The 17,131-nt window shown below is 38.6% G+C and carries 13 protein-coding genes; 1 reads left to right on the top strand and 12 read right to left on the bottom strand.

Annotated features, from left to right (window positions below; translation table 11 throughout):
* Window positions 1–44: 44 nt before the first annotated feature.
* From pgi to galE (EI164_RS02335), 3 genes are all read right to left on the bottom strand, one after another.
* The gene (pgi, locus tag EI164_RS02345; RefSeq protein ID WP_192518394.1) at window positions 45–1,706 is read right to left on the bottom strand and encodes a glucose-6-phosphate isomerase; all 1,662 of its coding nucleotides are present in this window, start codon (window positions 1,704–1,706) and stop codon (window positions 45–47) included.
* A gap of 3 nt (window positions 1,707–1,709) precedes the next feature.
* A complete protein-coding gene (locus tag EI164_RS02340; protein ID WP_192518393.1) occupies window positions 1,710–2,591 on the bottom strand; it encodes a UTP--glucose-1-phosphate uridylyltransferase in 882 nt (293 codons plus the stop codon).
* 83 nt (window positions 2,592–2,674) lie between these two features.
* Window positions 2,675–3,763 (bottom strand): UDP-glucose 4-epimerase GalE, encoded by a 1,089-nt coding sequence (gene galE / locus EI164_RS02335; RefSeq protein ID WP_192518392.1) that lies wholly within the window; start codon window positions 3,761–3,763, stop codon window positions 2,675–2,677.
* A gap of 201 nt (window positions 3,764–3,964) precedes the next feature.
* Between galE (EI164_RS02335) and EI164_RS02330 the strand changes: the two genes are divergently transcribed.
* Window positions 3,965–4,948: a capsular polysaccharide biosynthesis protein gene (locus EI164_RS02330; RefSeq protein WP_192518391.1), complete on the top strand. Its 984-nt coding sequence runs from the start codon at window positions 3,965–3,967 to the stop codon at window positions 4,946–4,948.
* A gap of 23 nt (window positions 4,949–4,971) precedes the next feature.
* On the opposite strand, the gene EI164_RS02325 is transcribed toward EI164_RS02330, so the two are convergent.
* From EI164_RS02325 to lpdA, 9 genes are all read right to left on the bottom strand, one after another.
* Window positions 4,972–5,694, bottom strand: a complete 723-nt coding sequence (locus EI164_RS02325) for a DUF6270 domain-containing protein (RefSeq protein ID WP_192518390.1) — start codon at window positions 5,692–5,694, stop codon at window positions 4,972–4,974.
* 31 nt (window positions 5,695–5,725) lie between these two features.
* Window positions 5,726–6,919, bottom strand: a complete 1,194-nt coding sequence (locus tag EI164_RS02320; RefSeq protein ID WP_192518389.1) for a CDP-glycerol glycerophosphotransferase family protein — start codon at window positions 6,917–6,919, stop codon at window positions 5,726–5,728.
* A 75-nt stretch (window positions 6,920–6,994) separates the two neighbouring features.
* On the bottom strand, window positions 6,995–8,035 hold the full coding sequence (locus tag EI164_RS02315) for an XcbB/CpsF family capsular polysaccharide biosynthesis protein (protein WP_192518388.1): 1,041 nt from the start codon (window positions 8,033–8,035) through the stop codon (window positions 6,995–6,997).
* Between the two features lie 19 nt (window positions 8,036–8,054).
* Window positions 8,055–11,537: a CDP-glycerol glycerophosphotransferase family protein gene (locus EI164_RS02310; RefSeq protein WP_192518387.1), complete on the bottom strand. Its 3,483-nt coding sequence runs from the start codon at window positions 11,535–11,537 to the stop codon at window positions 8,055–8,057.
* Between the two features lie 129 nt (window positions 11,538–11,666).
* Window positions 11,667–12,062, bottom strand: coding sequence for a glycerol-3-phosphate cytidylyltransferase (tagD, locus tag EI164_RS02305; protein WP_192518386.1), 396 nt, complete (start codon window positions 12,060–12,062; stop codon window positions 11,667–11,669).
* A 41-nt stretch (window positions 12,063–12,103) separates the two neighbouring features.
* The gene (gene galE / locus EI164_RS02300) at window positions 12,104–13,126 is read right to left on the bottom strand and encodes a UDP-glucose 4-epimerase GalE (RefSeq protein WP_192518385.1); all 1,023 of its coding nucleotides are present in this window, start codon (window positions 13,124–13,126) and stop codon (window positions 12,104–12,106) included.
* Between the two features lie 99 nt (window positions 13,127–13,225).
* The gene (gene sucD / locus EI164_RS02295) at window positions 13,226–14,101 is read right to left on the bottom strand and encodes a succinate--CoA ligase subunit alpha (protein WP_192518384.1); all 876 of its coding nucleotides are present in this window, start codon (window positions 14,099–14,101) and stop codon (window positions 13,226–13,228) included.
* 147 nt (window positions 14,102–14,248) lie between these two features.
* Complete coding sequence (sucC, locus tag EI164_RS02290; protein WP_192518383.1) at window positions 14,249–15,415, bottom strand: ADP-forming succinate--CoA ligase subunit beta; 1,167 nt, start codon at window positions 15,413–15,415, stop codon at window positions 14,249–14,251.
* Window positions 15,416–15,571: 156 nt separating this feature from the next.
* Window positions 15,572–17,026, bottom strand: a complete 1,455-nt coding sequence (lpdA, locus tag EI164_RS02285; RefSeq protein WP_192518382.1) for a dihydrolipoyl dehydrogenase — start codon at window positions 17,024–17,026, stop codon at window positions 15,572–15,574.
* Window positions 17,027–17,131: the final 105 nt, after the last annotated feature.

Below are 17,131 nucleotides of genomic sequence, written 5' to 3'. Positions count from 1 at the left end.
CATAAGCTTACCTTTTTAGCTTCATTGTCGTATCCTCAGAACCATCAAGACATCTGTTTGATATGATGCAGTAACTGGTCAGTAGAAGTATCAAACTGACCAGTAATCTCTTGTTGCATAGCGTGATGCACCGACTCTGCCATTTGCTTACCCATCTCAACACCCCATTGATCAAAAGGGTTGATATCCCAGATACTGGCCATGACATAGACTTTATGCTCATAGAGAGCGATCAGTGCGCCCAAACTATGCGGTGTGAGTTCATCCATCAGCAAAGTGGTTGACGGTTGGTTACCACGGTAGTATTTGTATTTGTCTGCATCAGAGACCGTGTTGGTATCCGCAACAGCGGCATTACCAAACGCCAATACCCGACTTTGTGCCAAACAATTGGCTAAAGACAGCTCATGCTGCTGTTGTAACGATGATTTTTTTGTTTCGTCACTATAACGGCGTACACAAGCAATGAAATCACAAGAGACCTGCTGCGTACCTTGATGCAATAATTGATAAAATGCATGCTGCGCATTTGAGCCAATTTCACCCCACAAAATCGGGCAAGTATCGTAATCAATACGCTCGCCATGTTGAGTGACGGACTTACCATTACTTTCCATTTCTAGCTGAGTTAAGTAACTTGGCAAATAGCTGAGACGACCATCATAAGGCAGTACCGTATGCGCATTTACTTGTAAAAACGTACTGTTCCATACTGCCAGCAGCCCTAATAACACTGGTAAGTTCTCTGAAAAGTCAGCTTGAGAAAAATGCTCATCCATACTATGAGCGCCAGCCAATAGCGCTTTAAACCCAGACATACCTATACGTATAGCAATCGCTAGCCCAATCGCCGACCATAAGGAAAAACGACCGCCGACCCATTCCCAAAACTGTAACTGGTTTTCAGGATGAATACCCCACGCACCCATTTTCTCACTATTGGTCGAAATACCAATAAAGTGGCGACGTAGCACACTATCTTCAGTGCCCGCGCGCAGCTTGGCAGTGGCAAGCAGCCATGACAATGCTGTCTTAGCATTAGATAACGTATCAACCGTACCAAAGGATTTAGATGAAATAATAAACAAGGTGGTCTCAGGATTGAGGTGCTTGAGCAAGTTATCAAGCTGAGTACCGTCCATATTAGAGACGAAATGTACTTCAATGTCGGTATCTGCCCACTCATCCAGTGCCGTCGTCGCCATCAGTGGCCCAAGGTCAGAGCCACCAACGCCAATATTAACCACATCCGTGATGGCTTGACCAGAAAATCCGCGCCATGTACCACTACGGACACGTTCAGATAAACGTGCTACTTGCGACAGACTATCATGCACATCAGCGACGACATTTTGCCCATCAACGTCTAGTTTGGCAGACTCTGGCAATCGTAGTGCTGTATGCAAGGCAGCACGCTCCTCGCTGGTATTGACCATCGCACCTTGCATCAGTGCATCAATTCGTGTGGACAATTCACAGCTTTCTGCTAACTGCAAAAGACTTGCCAGTACCTGCTCGTCAATACATTGCTTGCTATAGTCCATATATAGCGCTCCAGCTTGCATGCTAAAGCGCGTTGCACGACTGTCATCTTGTGCAAACAAAGCTGCCAGTGACCATGGCTGTTTGGCAAGCGATTGCAATTGCTGCCAATAGTGAGAGCTACGAGCATTGTTGTAGGCGGTGTTGTTCTTTATCTCATCCATCAGCTACTCATCATCTACTAATTGCTGCTGCGCAAAATAGATAAACGCCTGCATATAAGAGCGCATATCACCGGCATCATAGCTCTTACCACGCATGGTTGTGACATTGACTCCATACTCACTAATCAAGGCATCAATGGCATCGGTCAGTTGAATCTCACCACCAACTGAAGCTTTGGTCTTGCTCAAGTAATCAAAGATTTGATTACTAAAGACATAACGACCAACGACGGCCAATCGCGATGGCGCATCGGCTAAATTGGGCTTTTCTACAAATCCAGCCACTTTAAAGCTGGCATTACCATCGTTACCACCTGCCTCATTATTTATTTCACTCGAGTCACTCAACTTAGCAATGCCGTACTTATGAACATCTTCGTCTGCAACTTTATCGACCAATATCTGTGAATGCTTGTCTTGGTTAAAAGCGTCAATCATAAACGCTAAGTTATCAGTAGTCATATCACCGGTAAAGGGATCTAACACCACATCTGGTAGTAATACGGCAAAATCATTATCACCAATGACAGGACGCGCTGCCAATACTGCATGACCCAACCCCAATGGTTTACCCTGACGTATCATCGATACCGTCACACCTTCGGGTAGCCAGTTTAGGCTGTCAGCAAGCGTATCTTTGCCTTTAGCACGTAGTTGATTGTCTAGCTCAGCATTGGTATCAAAGTAGTTTTCTATCGCGCTTTTTTGCGCATGACCGACCAAGACAATATGCTTAATACCTGCAGCGATGGCCTCTTCGACTACGTAGTGAATGGCAGGACGATTGCCAAGTGGTAATAGCTCTTTTGGCACAGACTTAGACAGCGGCAGCATACGTGTACCAAAGCCTGCGACAGGGATAACGGCGTGAGTGATTTTTTTCATAATATTCAAACTGTATTAAAAGTAAAGGTAGTATAAAGATGACCATAATTAAACATAGCGAGACAACCATGACTCGATAAAAATCAAGAGGCCTGATAACCATTTGGGTTCATATTTTGCCATCGCCAAGTATCTTGACACATGTCGGTGATAGATAGCTTAGCTTGCCACCCCAATAATGCTTGCGCTTTATCAGCACTGGCATAACAACTAGCAATATCACCAGTACGACGTTCAACGAATTGATAAGCAATCGGCTGTTTAGAAACTTCAGCAAATGCGGTAACCAATTCTAAAACAGAAGTACCTTTACCAGTGCCTAAGTTAATCGGTAAAAAACCAACTGAACCAGATTTTGCACTGGTTTGCTTTGCAATAGCTGTATTCAAACAATTCTCTTCTGGAGATATTTGCTGCTCTAAATAACTCAATGCCGCCACATGACCTTGCGCCAAATCAGTGACATGAATAAAGTCACGGACACCTGTTCCATCTACGGTAGGGTAATCATTACCAAAGATACTGAGCTTATCAAGTTTGCCGACGGCCACTTGAGAAATATAAGGCATCAGGTTATTCGGAATGTCATTAGGGTCTTCGCCAATCTGCCCTGATGGATGCGCCCCTACAGGATTAAAGTACCTCAAAGCAATCAGATTCCAACTTTTATCCGATATGGCCAAGTCCTCTAATATGTACTCAACTGCCAGTTTACTTTGTCCATACGGGTTGGTACAAGAGCGCTTTGACAGCTCATGGATGGGTAACGTTTCAGGGTCACCATAAACCGTTGCAGAAGACGAAAAAACAAAGTTTTTGACATCATACTCAGCCATCACTTCTAGCAAGGTAATGGTACCACTGACGTTGTTATTGTAGTATAGCAGTGGCTTGGCAACAGATTCACCAACGGCCTTTAATCCTGCAAAATGAATGACACCGAAGAACTGATGAGATAAAAACACTTGTCTAAGTGATTCAGCATCGCGAATATCGCCTTCGATAAACTCAATAGGCTGACCAATAAGAGTAGAGACACGGTCAATCGCTTCACGGCTACTATTAGATAAGTTGTCGTAAATTACAATCTCATAGCCAGCTTCATGCAAGGCGATACAGGTATGTGTACCAATATATCCAGCACCGCCAGTAACTAATATTTGATTTTTCATAACATCTATCCGTTACTTTATGAATTAGTTATTCGTTTTTACTCGTAAATGCAACTATACTGGGAACGATAAAACATTGCCAACGTAAATACGTCCATATTGCTATAGCAAGCTGCTTTACGCCATCATATTTGTCTTATTATCGTTAAAGCAGGCTTTATCCATCCTGATACGCTACCAACCATAGCTGTTAATTATCTTATGAAATTTGAAGCTTACATTAAGCCGTTATTATCAGGCTACTATAAACACTATCGTCAGCCAAAACAGCGCTTAGCCTTGGTCGTCGGTATGCAGCCATGGCGTGACATGGTGGGCGATTGGGTGTTTGAAGCGTCTCATATTCAGATACAACGACACTTTGATCAACACTATTTTGATAAATGGCTGGAGCCTTTTATTAAGCGTATTAATCCGGTTATTTATATCTGGGGTTATAAAGCACCTGATTATTTTATTGATTATATACGCAAGCAAGAACTGGATATCTTCTTTTTAGAGGATGGCTTTATTCGCTCTGGCCCTGATGACGATAGTAGTGCGCCGCCATTATCTATCGTAATGGACAGCCAAGCGCCCTACTTCGATACCACTCGTCCAAACGATTTGACCGATTTAATCGCCAATTTTGACTTTGAGCAGGACGGCTATGATGAGGCGCTAGCACAAGAGATGCTCGATTATTACGTTGCGCATCGCGTGAGCAAATACAATCATCAACCTTATGTCGATGTCGTACCGATATATGGGATTAAGAATAAAAAACGTATTTTGGTATTAGGTCAAGTACCGCATGATGATTCGTTAAAATACGGTGGCGGTATTGGTATTACGCTGCTTGATGTGGTTAATCGAGCTATTAACGAGAACCCTAATGCACAAATCATCGTCAAACCACATCCGATGACCCTCAATGATTCTTCTATCGTTAACACCCTAACCGAGTTAGATTGCCTTACTCTCACTCAGTCTATTCATTTGGTCGATGCCTTAGAGACCATCGATCATGTTTATACGATTACCTCGTTAGGTGGATTTGAGGCGTTGTTAAGAGGCAAAAAGGTCACCGTATTAGGGCGACCTTTTTATGAAGCTCTGTGTCAAAATGGAATACTTTATCAAAGAATAGATTACTCGAAAGTTTTTTATCTTACACACATACTCTACTCTCTCAGTTTTTCATAGTCTCAAGATTAAATAACAAAGTATTAAGCATTCTTAAGTCTATCAACCATTGCAATATAATACTCATCAATATAATGAAACGGAGCTAAACCCCATCGATGACTAGGATTAGCTATGAATAATTCTTTTGGCACTTCAATAATGCTTGCCGCAGGCAAACGTTTTTCAAGATAACCGTATAAAACATCTAACTTATTGTTATGTGTTGCTATATCCCATCTTCTATTAATCTCAACTGTATGCTGATCATCTGCTGCCCTATCCGCCCAATAGATCTTATTAAGTTTAATTTTTTCACGCCCTACAGTTTTATCTATCACACTGAGGAAATTCTCAACCCCTTTATACCATTCCGATAAGAACTGCTCAGAATGAGTTTTGACAAAGCTTTCAGGCTTGATCTTTGAAAGTGCAAAAGAAGCCGATACTGTAATTAACTTACCATCCAACATACCTAAGTTAAGTCTATCTACCATTAAATCAATCAATAAAATATCATAGTTATTATTACTAATAGACTCCAAAATACTATTATTAAAATCTGACTCAACCATACTTCGTTGAAAGTCCGACTCGATAAATCTCAAAGCCTCATAATATTTATCAGGTATCTTTTTAGCAACGTTATCAGATGAGAGCGTCGCTAAAGAAGATCGTGCGTTGTAACCTACTATCTTTAACTCTTCAGAATCATTAAAATTAAAAATATCACGGGAAACACAGCCTCCATAAACACGGATTTTCATAATAACTCCATAAAATAACTATTTAGATAAACTATATTATTTTTAATCTTTTCAGCGAACCAGCCAAAGTATCAAGATAGTCGGTTTGTAACGAGTATCGATGAAACTTATGTTTAGCATGAAAATACTCTGTGAACTGACTATCATTTGCCAGTAGTTGATTAAGACTCTGTATTAGATCCTTGAAATTATGAGCGAATATATCAGGAAAAGTATCATCAAAATTATAAGCAAAACCTCGCTCTTGATTACAATAGTGATCAAAATCTTTGGCAAAACCTAGAATAGGACGATCAAGCAACAGAAAATCTATCCAAATACTCGAGAAGTCTACTATTAATATATCAACGAACTGTAATATTAAATTAGACTCAGTGAAAACCTCTTGTGACAACCAAACTATGTTATCCATATCCTCAGTAATAAGAGGTGGCCTCTTGTTATCATAAGAGTGAGGACGTAGCCCTAAAACACTATTATTATCTTCTAAGAACTTATTTAATAATAACCATTCCTTATTATCGATTTGGTCAAATGCAGAACTACCATTTTCTCTAAAGGTGGGGGCATATAGTATAAATTTTCTGTCAGATTTTATACCGTTAAGCTTTTTCTTTTGCCAATCTAAAAGCTCATCAAACAGATAAGATGATTTTAATAACTCATACCTTGGTAATCCTATTACGTCAATAATGTCTTCATTAACCAAAAATGACTTTGCCATATATTGCTTGTCTATTTCACTAGAGGCAATTAATAAGTCGTATAACTTGGCATTATTTTTAATTAATTGCATCTTAGAGTCAGCTACAGACAGCATTTGACTTTCAATATTCTTAAAAGCTACTCCATGCCATAAACCTAAAATCTTTCTGTCCTTATGCTTCTTAGTTAAATGAGCATCTCTTGGCACATGAGAAAAAACACATGTACCACTAGTTAAGATATGATAAAAAGAACGCCAACTGTTAGGTTCTAATACAATTATACCTTGCTTCTTTAAAGCAATTTTAATAGAGGAAGGCATAGAGTCATCTTTATAAACGAAGACTTTATGCTTTCCACATTTCAAGATTAGATCAGCACAGACCCTAAGATTACCTGAGAATTCAGTATTTTTTTTGACAACCAATATTAGTTTCTTAGAGTTCTTTGGGAAAATCCAATCGAATCTTTGAACTAGCTGAGACTTCTTTTCTCGACTACGCCATCTTTTTGGGAACATATACTAATACCATAGAGCTTAAGTTTTCATACAAATTTCGAATACTCGATTTTTTACGATAAACATGAACTTTAACTAAAATTCAGATATAAAACTTGTATCCATAGATACATCGTAAAGCAGGTTATTTAGCATTGCAGTAGCGAAATTCAATGTCTGTTTACCTACATCTGGATGACTTTTAATATTAGGGTTACTAAATATATAATTATTAATAGTCCTATTACTCGAAAGTATTATATTTTGAATATAACTATACTGTTCAGAGTTAGGTGAAGTTATTACTTTAATAAAGTTAAGTTTTTTATTATTATTTTCTAGCATTAAATTACTAAATTTCTCTTGTTTGTAACAAGGAAAAGCACCTTCTACAAAATGTAAGTCGTTATATGTCTTAATGTAAAACTCATCTGATACTATTGGATCCACAGCCAGCGTTTTAATACCCATTTTGAGTCCATGATATAGTGCACCAGTTGCCCCCTTAGAACCCCCGTAGAAAACAACTTGAGCATCTGCAATACTTTCATCTTCTTGAACTTTTCTAATAAGGTTTTGAACTTTATTTTCAAAATTAGAATCAGCATTACTATTCAGGTAAAAACCACCTAACACACCTCCAAGATCAGCAATCCTAAGAATATAGGTGTTTTTTGGAATATATTTAGCAATGGTACTAAAGTTTTTAAAAAACACCCTTCTAGAAATAGAAGCATTGAATGGGAGATCAGCGATAGAAGAGAATATAACTAATAATCTTTTTTTACTACCACCTTTAGAAATAGGCTCATCTAGCGTATAAAAAGTATCGTCCCAACATTTTATGTTTTTATCTTCAAATGAGTTTATAAATACGTTTGAATCTTTAAACTTCTTGAAAACAGAAACGCCATTTGTATGTTTCACAAGATAAAATGCATGATTAGAAAGCTCTGCAATCAATTTCTTAGCAGCATTATTTTGGCGTCCGACTGCCAAAAAGTTATGTATTAGCTTCTCATCTTTACTCTTACCAACAGATGACTTGTTAATATAAATCTCATCGACATCATAATTAATATCTAAATTTTCAAAAACAGTATCTTCATAAAAATCAATCTTTAACAAACCACTCATAAGACTCACAACCTTTTTCTTAAGATATAATAGAATAAAAATTATTTAAAGCGTTATTTTGGTACTTAAAAGCATTAAATTTAATTTCCGGTGCACCATCTTCTATGTGTGCGACCATACCCCTTACCAACCCTTTTTTACTATTTTCCACGAGTAAACCGTACTCATTACCTAAAACCCCTCTATTTCCAGTAATATCTGTTGCAATAACAGGTAAGCCCAGAGTTAAAGCTTCAAGTAAAACCATTGGCTGTCCTTCATGATTTGAAGATAAGACAAAGCAATCTGCTTTTTTCAAATAAATAAATGGATTTTCTTTTTGCCCCAAAAGATAGACATCTTTTACCAAGCCTAAATCACTTATCTTTAAAATAAGCTCTTGTTTTAAAGGTCCATCCCCTAACAAAAATAATCTAATGTTTGGGTGTAGCTCTTTTACTGCCGCGAATGCATCAATCAGCTTAGCTTGATCTTTTTCATGGGACATGCGCCCCATAGTTATAAACTTAGTACCATCAAAGTCAGTAAAGCAGTTTTCTAACACTATCTGTTCTTCTGAGCCATTCAAAATCGCTTCAATATTAAGGGTGTTATTTAGATAAATAAACTTATTCTCAGGTAGATTAAATTCAGGAATTAAGTTAAATTTATTATTTTCCATGGTTGCCTTAGACACTGAGGCTATATTATCGTAATATTTATACCATCTGAACACTCCTTCTAGATATGGGAACCTAGTTTTCCACTCTTGATATTTATCACTATGTTGGTAAATTATCTTTCTATTAGCATTTATTTGGGATATTAATGAAACCCAAAATAGCGCATAGCCTTCGAAGTTAACTATGGTGTCGAATGATGAATCTCCAAGCAACCTCATTGCTTCACGTTTATATAGGCCGACAAGCTTCTCTTCGTATTCAGGAGAATAAAATTTATATTCTTTCTCAAAACCATCTCTTACCCAGATCTCTTCCAAAGTCATGGGTGTCTGCCCAACTCTTGATATAATCCTAACATTCTTTGGTAATTTTGATATCTCTTCTGATCTCTGCCTACTTTTCAGTAGATCAGCACGATTTATAAGTACAGTAACTTCATATTCACTTTCTTGAATAGATGACATGAGATTGAGAAAAGATCTCGAAATACCATTTGGTATAAAAGGACCACTAAAGAAAAGTAATTGTTTCTTTTTTTCATATCTCCAAACACGGCTATCATCTAAATCAAACATGAAATTAACAGCTCTTTCAGAGGCGTTACCATCATCGTATGGAACATATTTATCTATCACGGCAGTACTTACATTAGGCTTAACTTCTTTAATAAGCTTATTAATAGACTTTTTAACTTGTATTATATTTTCACAGACATCGCCTAACATTTCATTTTTTTCTAAATACATTCCCCTCTCAGCTTTATAGTCATCGAAGTCATAAATGTAACTAATAACAGGTTTTTTTAAACTTAAAAAATCAAAGAGAATACTGGAATAATCCGTTATTAAGATATCAGTGATACCTAAAAACTCATTTGTATCAACCTCTTTTGCAGCTATGACAATATTAGAAATATTTAGATTAGATATCAGTTCTTCTGCTAGATGGTGACCTTTGAATACAACCTGATAATTTTTATCCGACAAATAAGTTAAGTCCTTTTTTAACTTTTCCGTATCTAAGCTTTTAGAGTCAGACGTACCTCTCCAAGTAGGAGCGTAAAGGATAATCGGTTTGGTTAATAGAACCCCAGCTCGCTCAGCTATTTGCTTTCTTTCATTTTGAGTTAAATTTAAGCTAAAGTCTACTCTTGGATAACCAGTTTCAGATATCTTTCCACTATACATATTTTTGATATCATATCTATCTAGTAGAACTTCTGATGTATATCTATTTTGAGAAATTATATGAGTAGATTGTAAAAAATTACGAGCAACGTTAGCATGATCTTGAAATGGATTTTTAATATCCTTACCAAGCGCTTTCATAGGAGTACCATGCCATGTATTCAGATATACCTGCCCTTCTTTACGAGTAAAATAATAGGGAAAACTAACATTATTAATGAGGTATTTAGCAGTACACAAATATCTTAAATATGCATCGGAACCTCGATTAATAAATATTATATTTGAAACTGATTTTAAACTGTTAGGGATACTAGTATCTTTGTTAACTATTACTATATATTTAAAGCCATAATTTTGCTTCAACATATATCTCAATATAGCATATGGATTCCCACTGATCGTTGCACCTAAAAAACTTTCAATTAAGACAGTTTTTTCATTAACTTCAAGTGTTTCATAATATTCAGCGTAATAACTGAGATATTCTTGAGATTTATTTTTAATAACACCTTTTGGAGAAATCGCATGCAAGTATTTTCGTCTACGAGATTCCTTAAAAGCTTTTGAAGATTCTTCAAATAATGCTAGCTTATCTAGTGAATAACCTAGCCTAAACCACGTATAAGCATTGTAATCATTGGAACGACTTATAGCCTCTTCATAATAAGTAATTGCCTTTCGATATTGCTTTGATTTTTCGTAAGCTTGTCCACACTTATAGCACCAACTAGAATTTATAACTGGTGACGACTTTATTGCTTTCTCAAAAAAATTGGCTGCTTCTTCCCACTTATATAACCGTTCATAAGCGACACCCATACGGTAGAAAAGTCCTTCATTAGAAGACTGACTTTCAAGAAGGAAAGACTCATACGCTTTAGTTGCACAGTCCCACTGATTATTACGAGCATGAAAGACACCAACTCCAAATAGTGCAACCTCTGACTCCCTATGAGCAAATATTTCTACAATATCATAATAGATTTGTGCTTTTTTATAGTTCTCTAGTCTTTCATAACAGTATCCAATATGATATTTGTATACAATATTGCCAGTATAAAGGCTAGCAACTTTTTTAAAATATTCTAAAGCACGTTCATAATCTGAAAGCTTTTCAAAAATCAATCCCGATTTGAAAAGTGCAACCTCTGAATATGGGTTAGCATCTAATAACTTTTTGAAATAGAGCTGAGAAAGCCAATACTTCTTGTTTTCAAACAATAGTGAAGCATATTGTTCAATTAATTGTTTATTTTCAGGGTCTTTTCGAATACTTACTTCTAACTCTTTCTCATCTAACCTCCCTTTATTTTTAAGATATTTTTTTGTAGTATTGAATTGAATTTTCCAATCTTTATTGGTTGAATCAAGCTCCACCGCCTTTTTAATATACTTATGAGCTTCTGACCAATTTTTTAATTTGTAAAAAGCCATTCCATGCTTAAAATTTAGGTATGCATTATCAGGCTGCAATGCTATGGCCTTAGAATAGTAAACAGATGCTTTTTGATATTTTTTTTGTCTATAAAAATAGGTTGCTTTCAAAACAAAAGATAGCGAGGTTGGATCTAAGCCCTGTAATTGATTCAATTTTACTTTGTCTATACTATTTGATATTTTTTCTGATAAAACACTTTTATTTATTTTCATAACGCTGTTCTTTATATCTCTCATTTATAGTGCCTCACCATTTTAATCAACATATTATTCTTCGCTTCTACAAATTTTCCATATATTAAAGTATTGGAAAACACCTTTCATGATCTAAATTCGGCTTTACTATTTATTAACTGAAGCCAACTTCTCTTTAACTTGTGTGGTAGATATATCAGGTGTCCTTGGTAAATACAATACTTGGCAGTATTTTTTAAGGAAATCAAATTCGCCTTCCCAATCGTCGCCTATCACGAAAATATCAATGTCATGATTTTTTACATCTTCGATTTTTTGTTCCCAGTTTGTTTCAGGAATTACTTGATCTACATATCTGATAGCTTCTAAGATATGTATTCTTTCTTCATAGGTATAAGCACATATCTTCCCTTTACCTAGATTAAACTGATCTGTTGAAACTGCTACTGTTAGATGATCACCTAATGCTCTAGAACGCTCTAAAAGTCGGATGTGACCATGATGTAGAAGATCAAAAGTACCATACGTTAAAATTTTTTTCATTACAATACAGCCTTAAAATTTACGAAAATTAGATATGAGTATTAATAGCCATTCGGATTCGTACTTTGCCACCGCCAGCTATCTTGGCACATCTCAGTAATTGATAATCTTGCTTGCCACTCTAACAGGTTTTTCGCTTTATCAGCACTCGCGTAGCAGCTGGCTATGTCACCTGCGCGGCGGTCTGCGAATTGATAAGGAATTGGTTGTCCAGAAACGTTAGAAAATGCCGTTACTAACTCTAATACAGAAGTCCCTTTACCAGTGCCTAAATTAATCGGTAAAAATCCTACTGGTGCCACTTGTCGCTCTAAATAATTTAACGCAGCGACATGACCTGTTGCCAAGTCAGTGACATGGATAAAATCACGCACGCCAGTACCATCAGTAGTTGGATAGTCATTACCAAAAATATTAAGTTTGGTAAGCTTACCAACAGCGACTTGCGAGATATAAGGCATCAAATTATTTGGGATATCATTAGGGTCTTCACCAATCTGCCCTGATGGATGCGCCCCTACTGGATTAAAGTATCTCAAAGGGATGAGATTCCAGCTTTCATCCGATACAGCAAGATCTTCTAATATGTGCTCAACTACCAGCTTGCTCTGACCATAGGGATTGGTACAAGAGCGCTTTGAGTTCTCATCGATAGGTAGCGTTTCGGGATCACCATAAACAGTCGCAGAAGAAGAAAAAACGAGGTTTTTGACATCATACTCAGCCATCACTTCTAGCAAGGTAATGGTACCACTGACGTTGTTATTGTAGTATAGCAGTGGCTTGGCAACAGATTCACCAACGGCCTTTAATCCTGCAAAATGAATGACACCGAAGAACTGATGAGATAAAAACACTTGTCTAAGTGATTCAGCATCGCGAATATCGCCTTCGATAAACTCAATAGGCTGACCAATGAGAGCCGAGACACGATTGATGGCTTCACGACTACTATTAGATAAATTGTCGTAAACTACAATCTCATAGCCAGCTTCATGCAGTGCGATACAGGTGTGTGTGCCAATATAGCCCGCACCGCCCGTAACTAGTATTTTGTTTTTCATAAATTTATTTTCGAGACAAAAAAAGACACCCCATTGTAGGGGTGTCTTTGTTTCTTTGCAATGCAGTTTTGGTAGTTAAACTGTAGACTTATGCCTATCTTACCAACCAGTAACTTCTTTTAACTTCTCACCAAGCTTAGATGGGTCACGCGTATACGCGATACCAGCATCTTCAAACGCTTTGAATTTCTCTTCAGCAGTACCTTGACCGCCAGAGATGATAGCGCCGGCATGACCCATACGCTTACCTTCTGGAGCGGTAACACCAGCAATATAACCAACGACTGGCTTAGTCACATGGTCTTTGATATAAGCAGCAGCTTCTTCTTCAGCAGTACCACCGATCTCACCGATTAGGATGATCGCTTCAGTTTGTGGATCCGCTTCAAACAGTTTCAACGCGTCAATCTGGTTCATACCAGGGATAGGATCACCACCGATACCGATACAAGTTGATTGACCAAAACCAAGCTTAGTGGTTTGAGCTACCGCTTCATAAGTCAATGTACCAGAGCGTGAGATGATACCCACTTTACCTGGCTGATGGATATGACCTGGCATGATACCGATTTTACATTCACCTGGCGTGATAACACCTGGGCAGTTAGGACCAACCAGACGTACGTCGCCCGCTTCTTCAAGATAGCGTTTGGCTTTTAGCATGTCTAGAGTCGGTACGCCTTCAGTGATCACAACGATCAACTTAACGCCAGCATCGATTGCTTCAACGATAGAATCTAGTACGAATGGTGCAGGTACATAGATAACAGAAGCGTCCGCTTGAGTCGCTTCCATGGCTTCCGCCATCGTGTTGAATACTGGTAGGCCTAGGTGCGTTTGACCGCCCTTACCTGGTGTTACGCCGCCGACTACTTTAGTACCGTATTCGATCGCTTGCTCAGAGTGGAACGTACCATTTTTACCAGTGAAACCTTGTACCAATACTTTGGTATCTTTATCGATTAATACACTCATTATTTATTCCTTGTATTCGGTTGTCTTGTAATAGTTGCTTATTGGCATATAAATAATTCATTATTTATGACCATACCAACAAGCTACTATTACGCGTTGACTACTATGCATAAACGCTTATATTTAAAGGACAATGCCTTAAATATATTAAGCTTTTACAGCATCGACAATTTTTTGAGCCGCATTTGAAAGACCTTGTGCTGAAATCAGTTTCAGACCAGATTCTTCTAGGATTTGTGCGCCTAACTCAGCGTTGTTACCTTCTAGGCGAACAACTACTGGTACTTGTACGTCAACTTCTTTGATAGCGGCGATGATGGCTTCTGCAATCATGTCACAACGTACGATACCACCGAAGATGTTGATTAGAACACCTTCAACGCTGCTGTCTTCAAGAATAATCTTGAATGCTTCAACAACGCGATCTTTAGTTGCGCCGCCGCCAACGTCTAGGAAGTTAGCAGGTTTGCCGCCATACAATTTGATGATGTCCATGGTCGCCATTGCAAGACCAGCACCGTTAACCATACAACCAATGTTACCTTCTAGCGCAACATAGTTTAGGTCAAACTCAGCCGCTTTAAGCTCACGCTCGTTTTCTTGAGTTTTGTCTTGTAGCGCTGCAATTTTAGGCAGACGATATAGTGCGTTTGAATCGATGCCGATTTTGCCATCAACACAAACGATTTCGCCATTTTCACGAACGGCTAATGGGTTGATTTCCATTAGTGCAAAGTCGTTTTCAACGAATGCTTTATAAGCACCAGTCATTAATTTAACGAACTGGTTGATTTGCTTGCCTTCTAGACCAAGTTTGAACGCCACATCGCGTGCTTGGAAAGGCATTAGACCAACTAAAGGATCAACATGTACTTTAAAGATTTTTTCTGGTGTGCTGTTTGCTACTTCTTCGATATCAACACCACCTTCGGTTGATGCCATAAAAGTCACACGACGAGTTGCACGATCAACGACCGCACCAAGATATAACTCAGTTTGTACTGGATACATATCTTCTGCAACCAATACGAAGTTAACTGGTTGACCATCAGCGTCAGTTTGGAAAGTAACCAAATTGGTACCGATTAGCTCTTCAGCAACTTGCTTGGCTTCTTCACGAGTTTTAACCAGCTTTACGCCACCCGCTTTACCGCGACCACCAGCATGTACTTGCGCTTTGATAACCGCAATGTCAGTTGGCGTTTTATCAAAAGCAGCAGCAGCTTCGTCGCCGTTATGGGCAATGATGCCTTCTTGAATCGGCAAACCGTAGCTTTTTAATAGCTCTTTTGCTTGATACTCATGTAAATTCATTGATTGTATCCTTTATTTTTTACAATTAATAAAAAGTGAAAACAAGGGCACATATATACATATTGGATATGTATATGGCGCACTTATGATCGTGGTGGAAGTCATAACAACCCCACCGCGATCAGGTTATAAGTCGGTACTTATCAAACTAACTACTTATTTCTTACGCTTTTTACGCTGAATGGCGTGAATAGCACGACCATCAGCAGACAGAGCAGCTTCATGCACGGCTTCTGAAATGGTTGGATGTGCAAAGGTCATCAATTGCAGATCTTCGATACTAGAGACAAACTCCATCGCGATCATACCTTGATGGACGATATCACCAGCACCAGCAGAGATAGCATGCATACCTAATAGGCGATCTGTCTTAGCATCAGCCACGACTTTGATAGAGCCTTCTGCTTCGCTTTGAGCCAATGCACGACCGTTGGCTGCTAGATTGAATGAACCTGTTTTAACTTCGTAGCCAGCTGCTTCAGCTTCTTGCTCAGTCAAACCAACCCATGCGATTTCTGGATGGGTATAGATGACGTTAATGATCGTGTCATAATTAACTTGGGCTTTTTCGCCATGAATGCGCTCAACGGCCATCATGCCTTCTTCCATCGCTTTATGCGCAAGCATTGGACCACGAACCAAATCACCGATGGCATAAACACCATCAAGATTGGTTTTACATTGATCGTTGACGTCGATAAGACCACGTTCAGTCAATGTGATACCACTGTCTTCGCCCAATAGTTTTTCAGAGTAAGCACGGCGACCGACACAAACGATCAGTTTGTCAAAGCTTTCTTCAGATGACTCGCCTTTGCTTTCGCTAGTGACGACAACTTGGTCACCTTGTACTTCAGCATTGGTTACTTTGGTATCAACACGGATCTCAAGACCTTGCTTCTTCAGTATTTTGCCCGCTTCTTTAGCGATGTCTTTATCGGCGGCTGCTAAGAAACTTGGCAATGCTTCATAAACAACCACTTCAGCACCTAGGCGACGCCATACTGAACCAAGCTCAAGACCGATAACACCGGCACCAATAACGCCTAGACGCTTAGGAACTTCGGTGAAATCAAGAGCACCAGTAGAGTCAACGATACGATCGCCATCAGTTTTAGCCACTGGGATATCGATCGGCACAGAACCCGCCGCAAGAATCACGTTCTTAGCAGTGATAGTCGTTTCTGCTTCATCAGCAAGGGCGATAAATTTAACTTGCTTATCAGCGCCTTTGCCGTCAACCAACGTACCCCAGCCTTGTAGCCAGTCAACGCCGTTGCCTTTTAATAGTGCAGCAACGCCGCCCGTCAATTGCTTAACGATGCCTTCTTTACGCGCAATCATTTGCTCAACATCGATGGCAACGTCACCAGTGCTGATACCATGTTCAGCAAGATCATGCTTAGTCGCTTCATAACGATGCGAGCTATCAAGTAATGCTTTTGATGGGATGCAACCAACGTTTAAGCAAGTGCCGCCAAGTGCTGGCTCACCTTTATAAACACGCTTTTCGATACAAGCAACGCTCATACCTAACTGACCTGCACGGATAGCAGCTTCATAACCACCAGGACCGCCGCCGATGACGACTAAATCATAACTGTCTTTCATAGTAGGTTCCTATTTTTAATTATCATTTTAATTATAAATATCATTTAAACTGAGGATTATTTCGTTAATAAACAGCTAGTACCACTGTCTAGACTAAAGTTAAAA

This window comes from Psychrobacter sp. FME13, assembly GCF_014861395.1.
In the GTDB taxonomy this organism is placed as follows: Bacteria; Pseudomonadota; Gammaproteobacteria; order Pseudomonadales; family Moraxellaceae; genus Psychrobacter.
The sequence above is the reverse complement of the archived record's forward strand: the minus strand, read 5'-3'. Positions and strand labels throughout refer to the sequence as shown.

Excerpts from the sequence above, each read along its gene's own strand:
- EI164_RS02325 (WP_192518390.1), bottom strand. The coding sequence starts at position 5,694 with ATGAAAATCCGTGTTTATGGAGGCTGTGTTTCCCGTGATATTTTTAAT.
- pgi (WP_192518394.1), bottom strand. The coding sequence starts at position 1,706 with ATGGATGAGATAAAGAACAACACCGCCTACAACAATGCTCGTAGCTCT.
- EI164_RS02315 (WP_192518388.1), bottom strand. The coding sequence starts at position 8,035 with ATGAGTGGTTTGTTAAAGATTGATTTTTATGAAGATACTGTTTTTGAA.
- EI164_RS02330 (WP_192518391.1), top strand. The coding sequence starts at position 3,965 with ATGAAATTTGAAGCTTACATTAAGCCGTTATTATCAGGCTACTATAAA.
- EI164_RS02310 (WP_192518387.1), bottom strand. The coding sequence starts at position 11,537 with ATGAAAATAAATAAAAGTGTTTTATCAGAAAAAATATCAAATAGTATA.
- galE (WP_192518385.1), bottom strand. The coding sequence starts at position 13,126 with ATGAAAAACAAAATACTAGTTACGGGCGGTGCGGGCTATATTGGCACA.
- EI164_RS02340 (WP_192518393.1), bottom strand. The coding sequence starts at position 2,591 with ATGAAAAAAATCACTCACGCCGTTATCCCTGTCGCAGGCTTTGGTACA.
- sucD (WP_192518384.1), bottom strand. The coding sequence starts at position 14,101 with ATGAGTGTATTAATCGATAAAGATACCAAAGTATTGGTACAAGGTTTC.
- lpdA (WP_192518382.1), bottom strand. The coding sequence starts at position 17,026 with ATGAAAGACAGTTATGATTTAGTCGTCATCGGCGGCGGTCCTGGTGGT.
- sucC (WP_192518383.1), bottom strand. The coding sequence starts at position 15,415 with ATGAATTTACATGAGTATCAAGCAAAAGAGCTATTAAAAAGCTACGGT.
- galE (WP_192518392.1), bottom strand. The coding sequence starts at position 3,763 with ATGAAAAATCAAATATTAGTTACTGGCGGTGCTGGATATATTGGTACA.
- tagD (WP_192518386.1), bottom strand. The coding sequence starts at position 12,062 with ATGAAAAAAATTTTAACGTATGGTACTTTTGATCTTCTACATCATGGT.
- EI164_RS02320 (WP_192518389.1), bottom strand. The coding sequence starts at position 6,919 with ATGTTCCCAAAAAGATGGCGTAGTCGAGAAAAGAAGTCTCAGCTAGTT.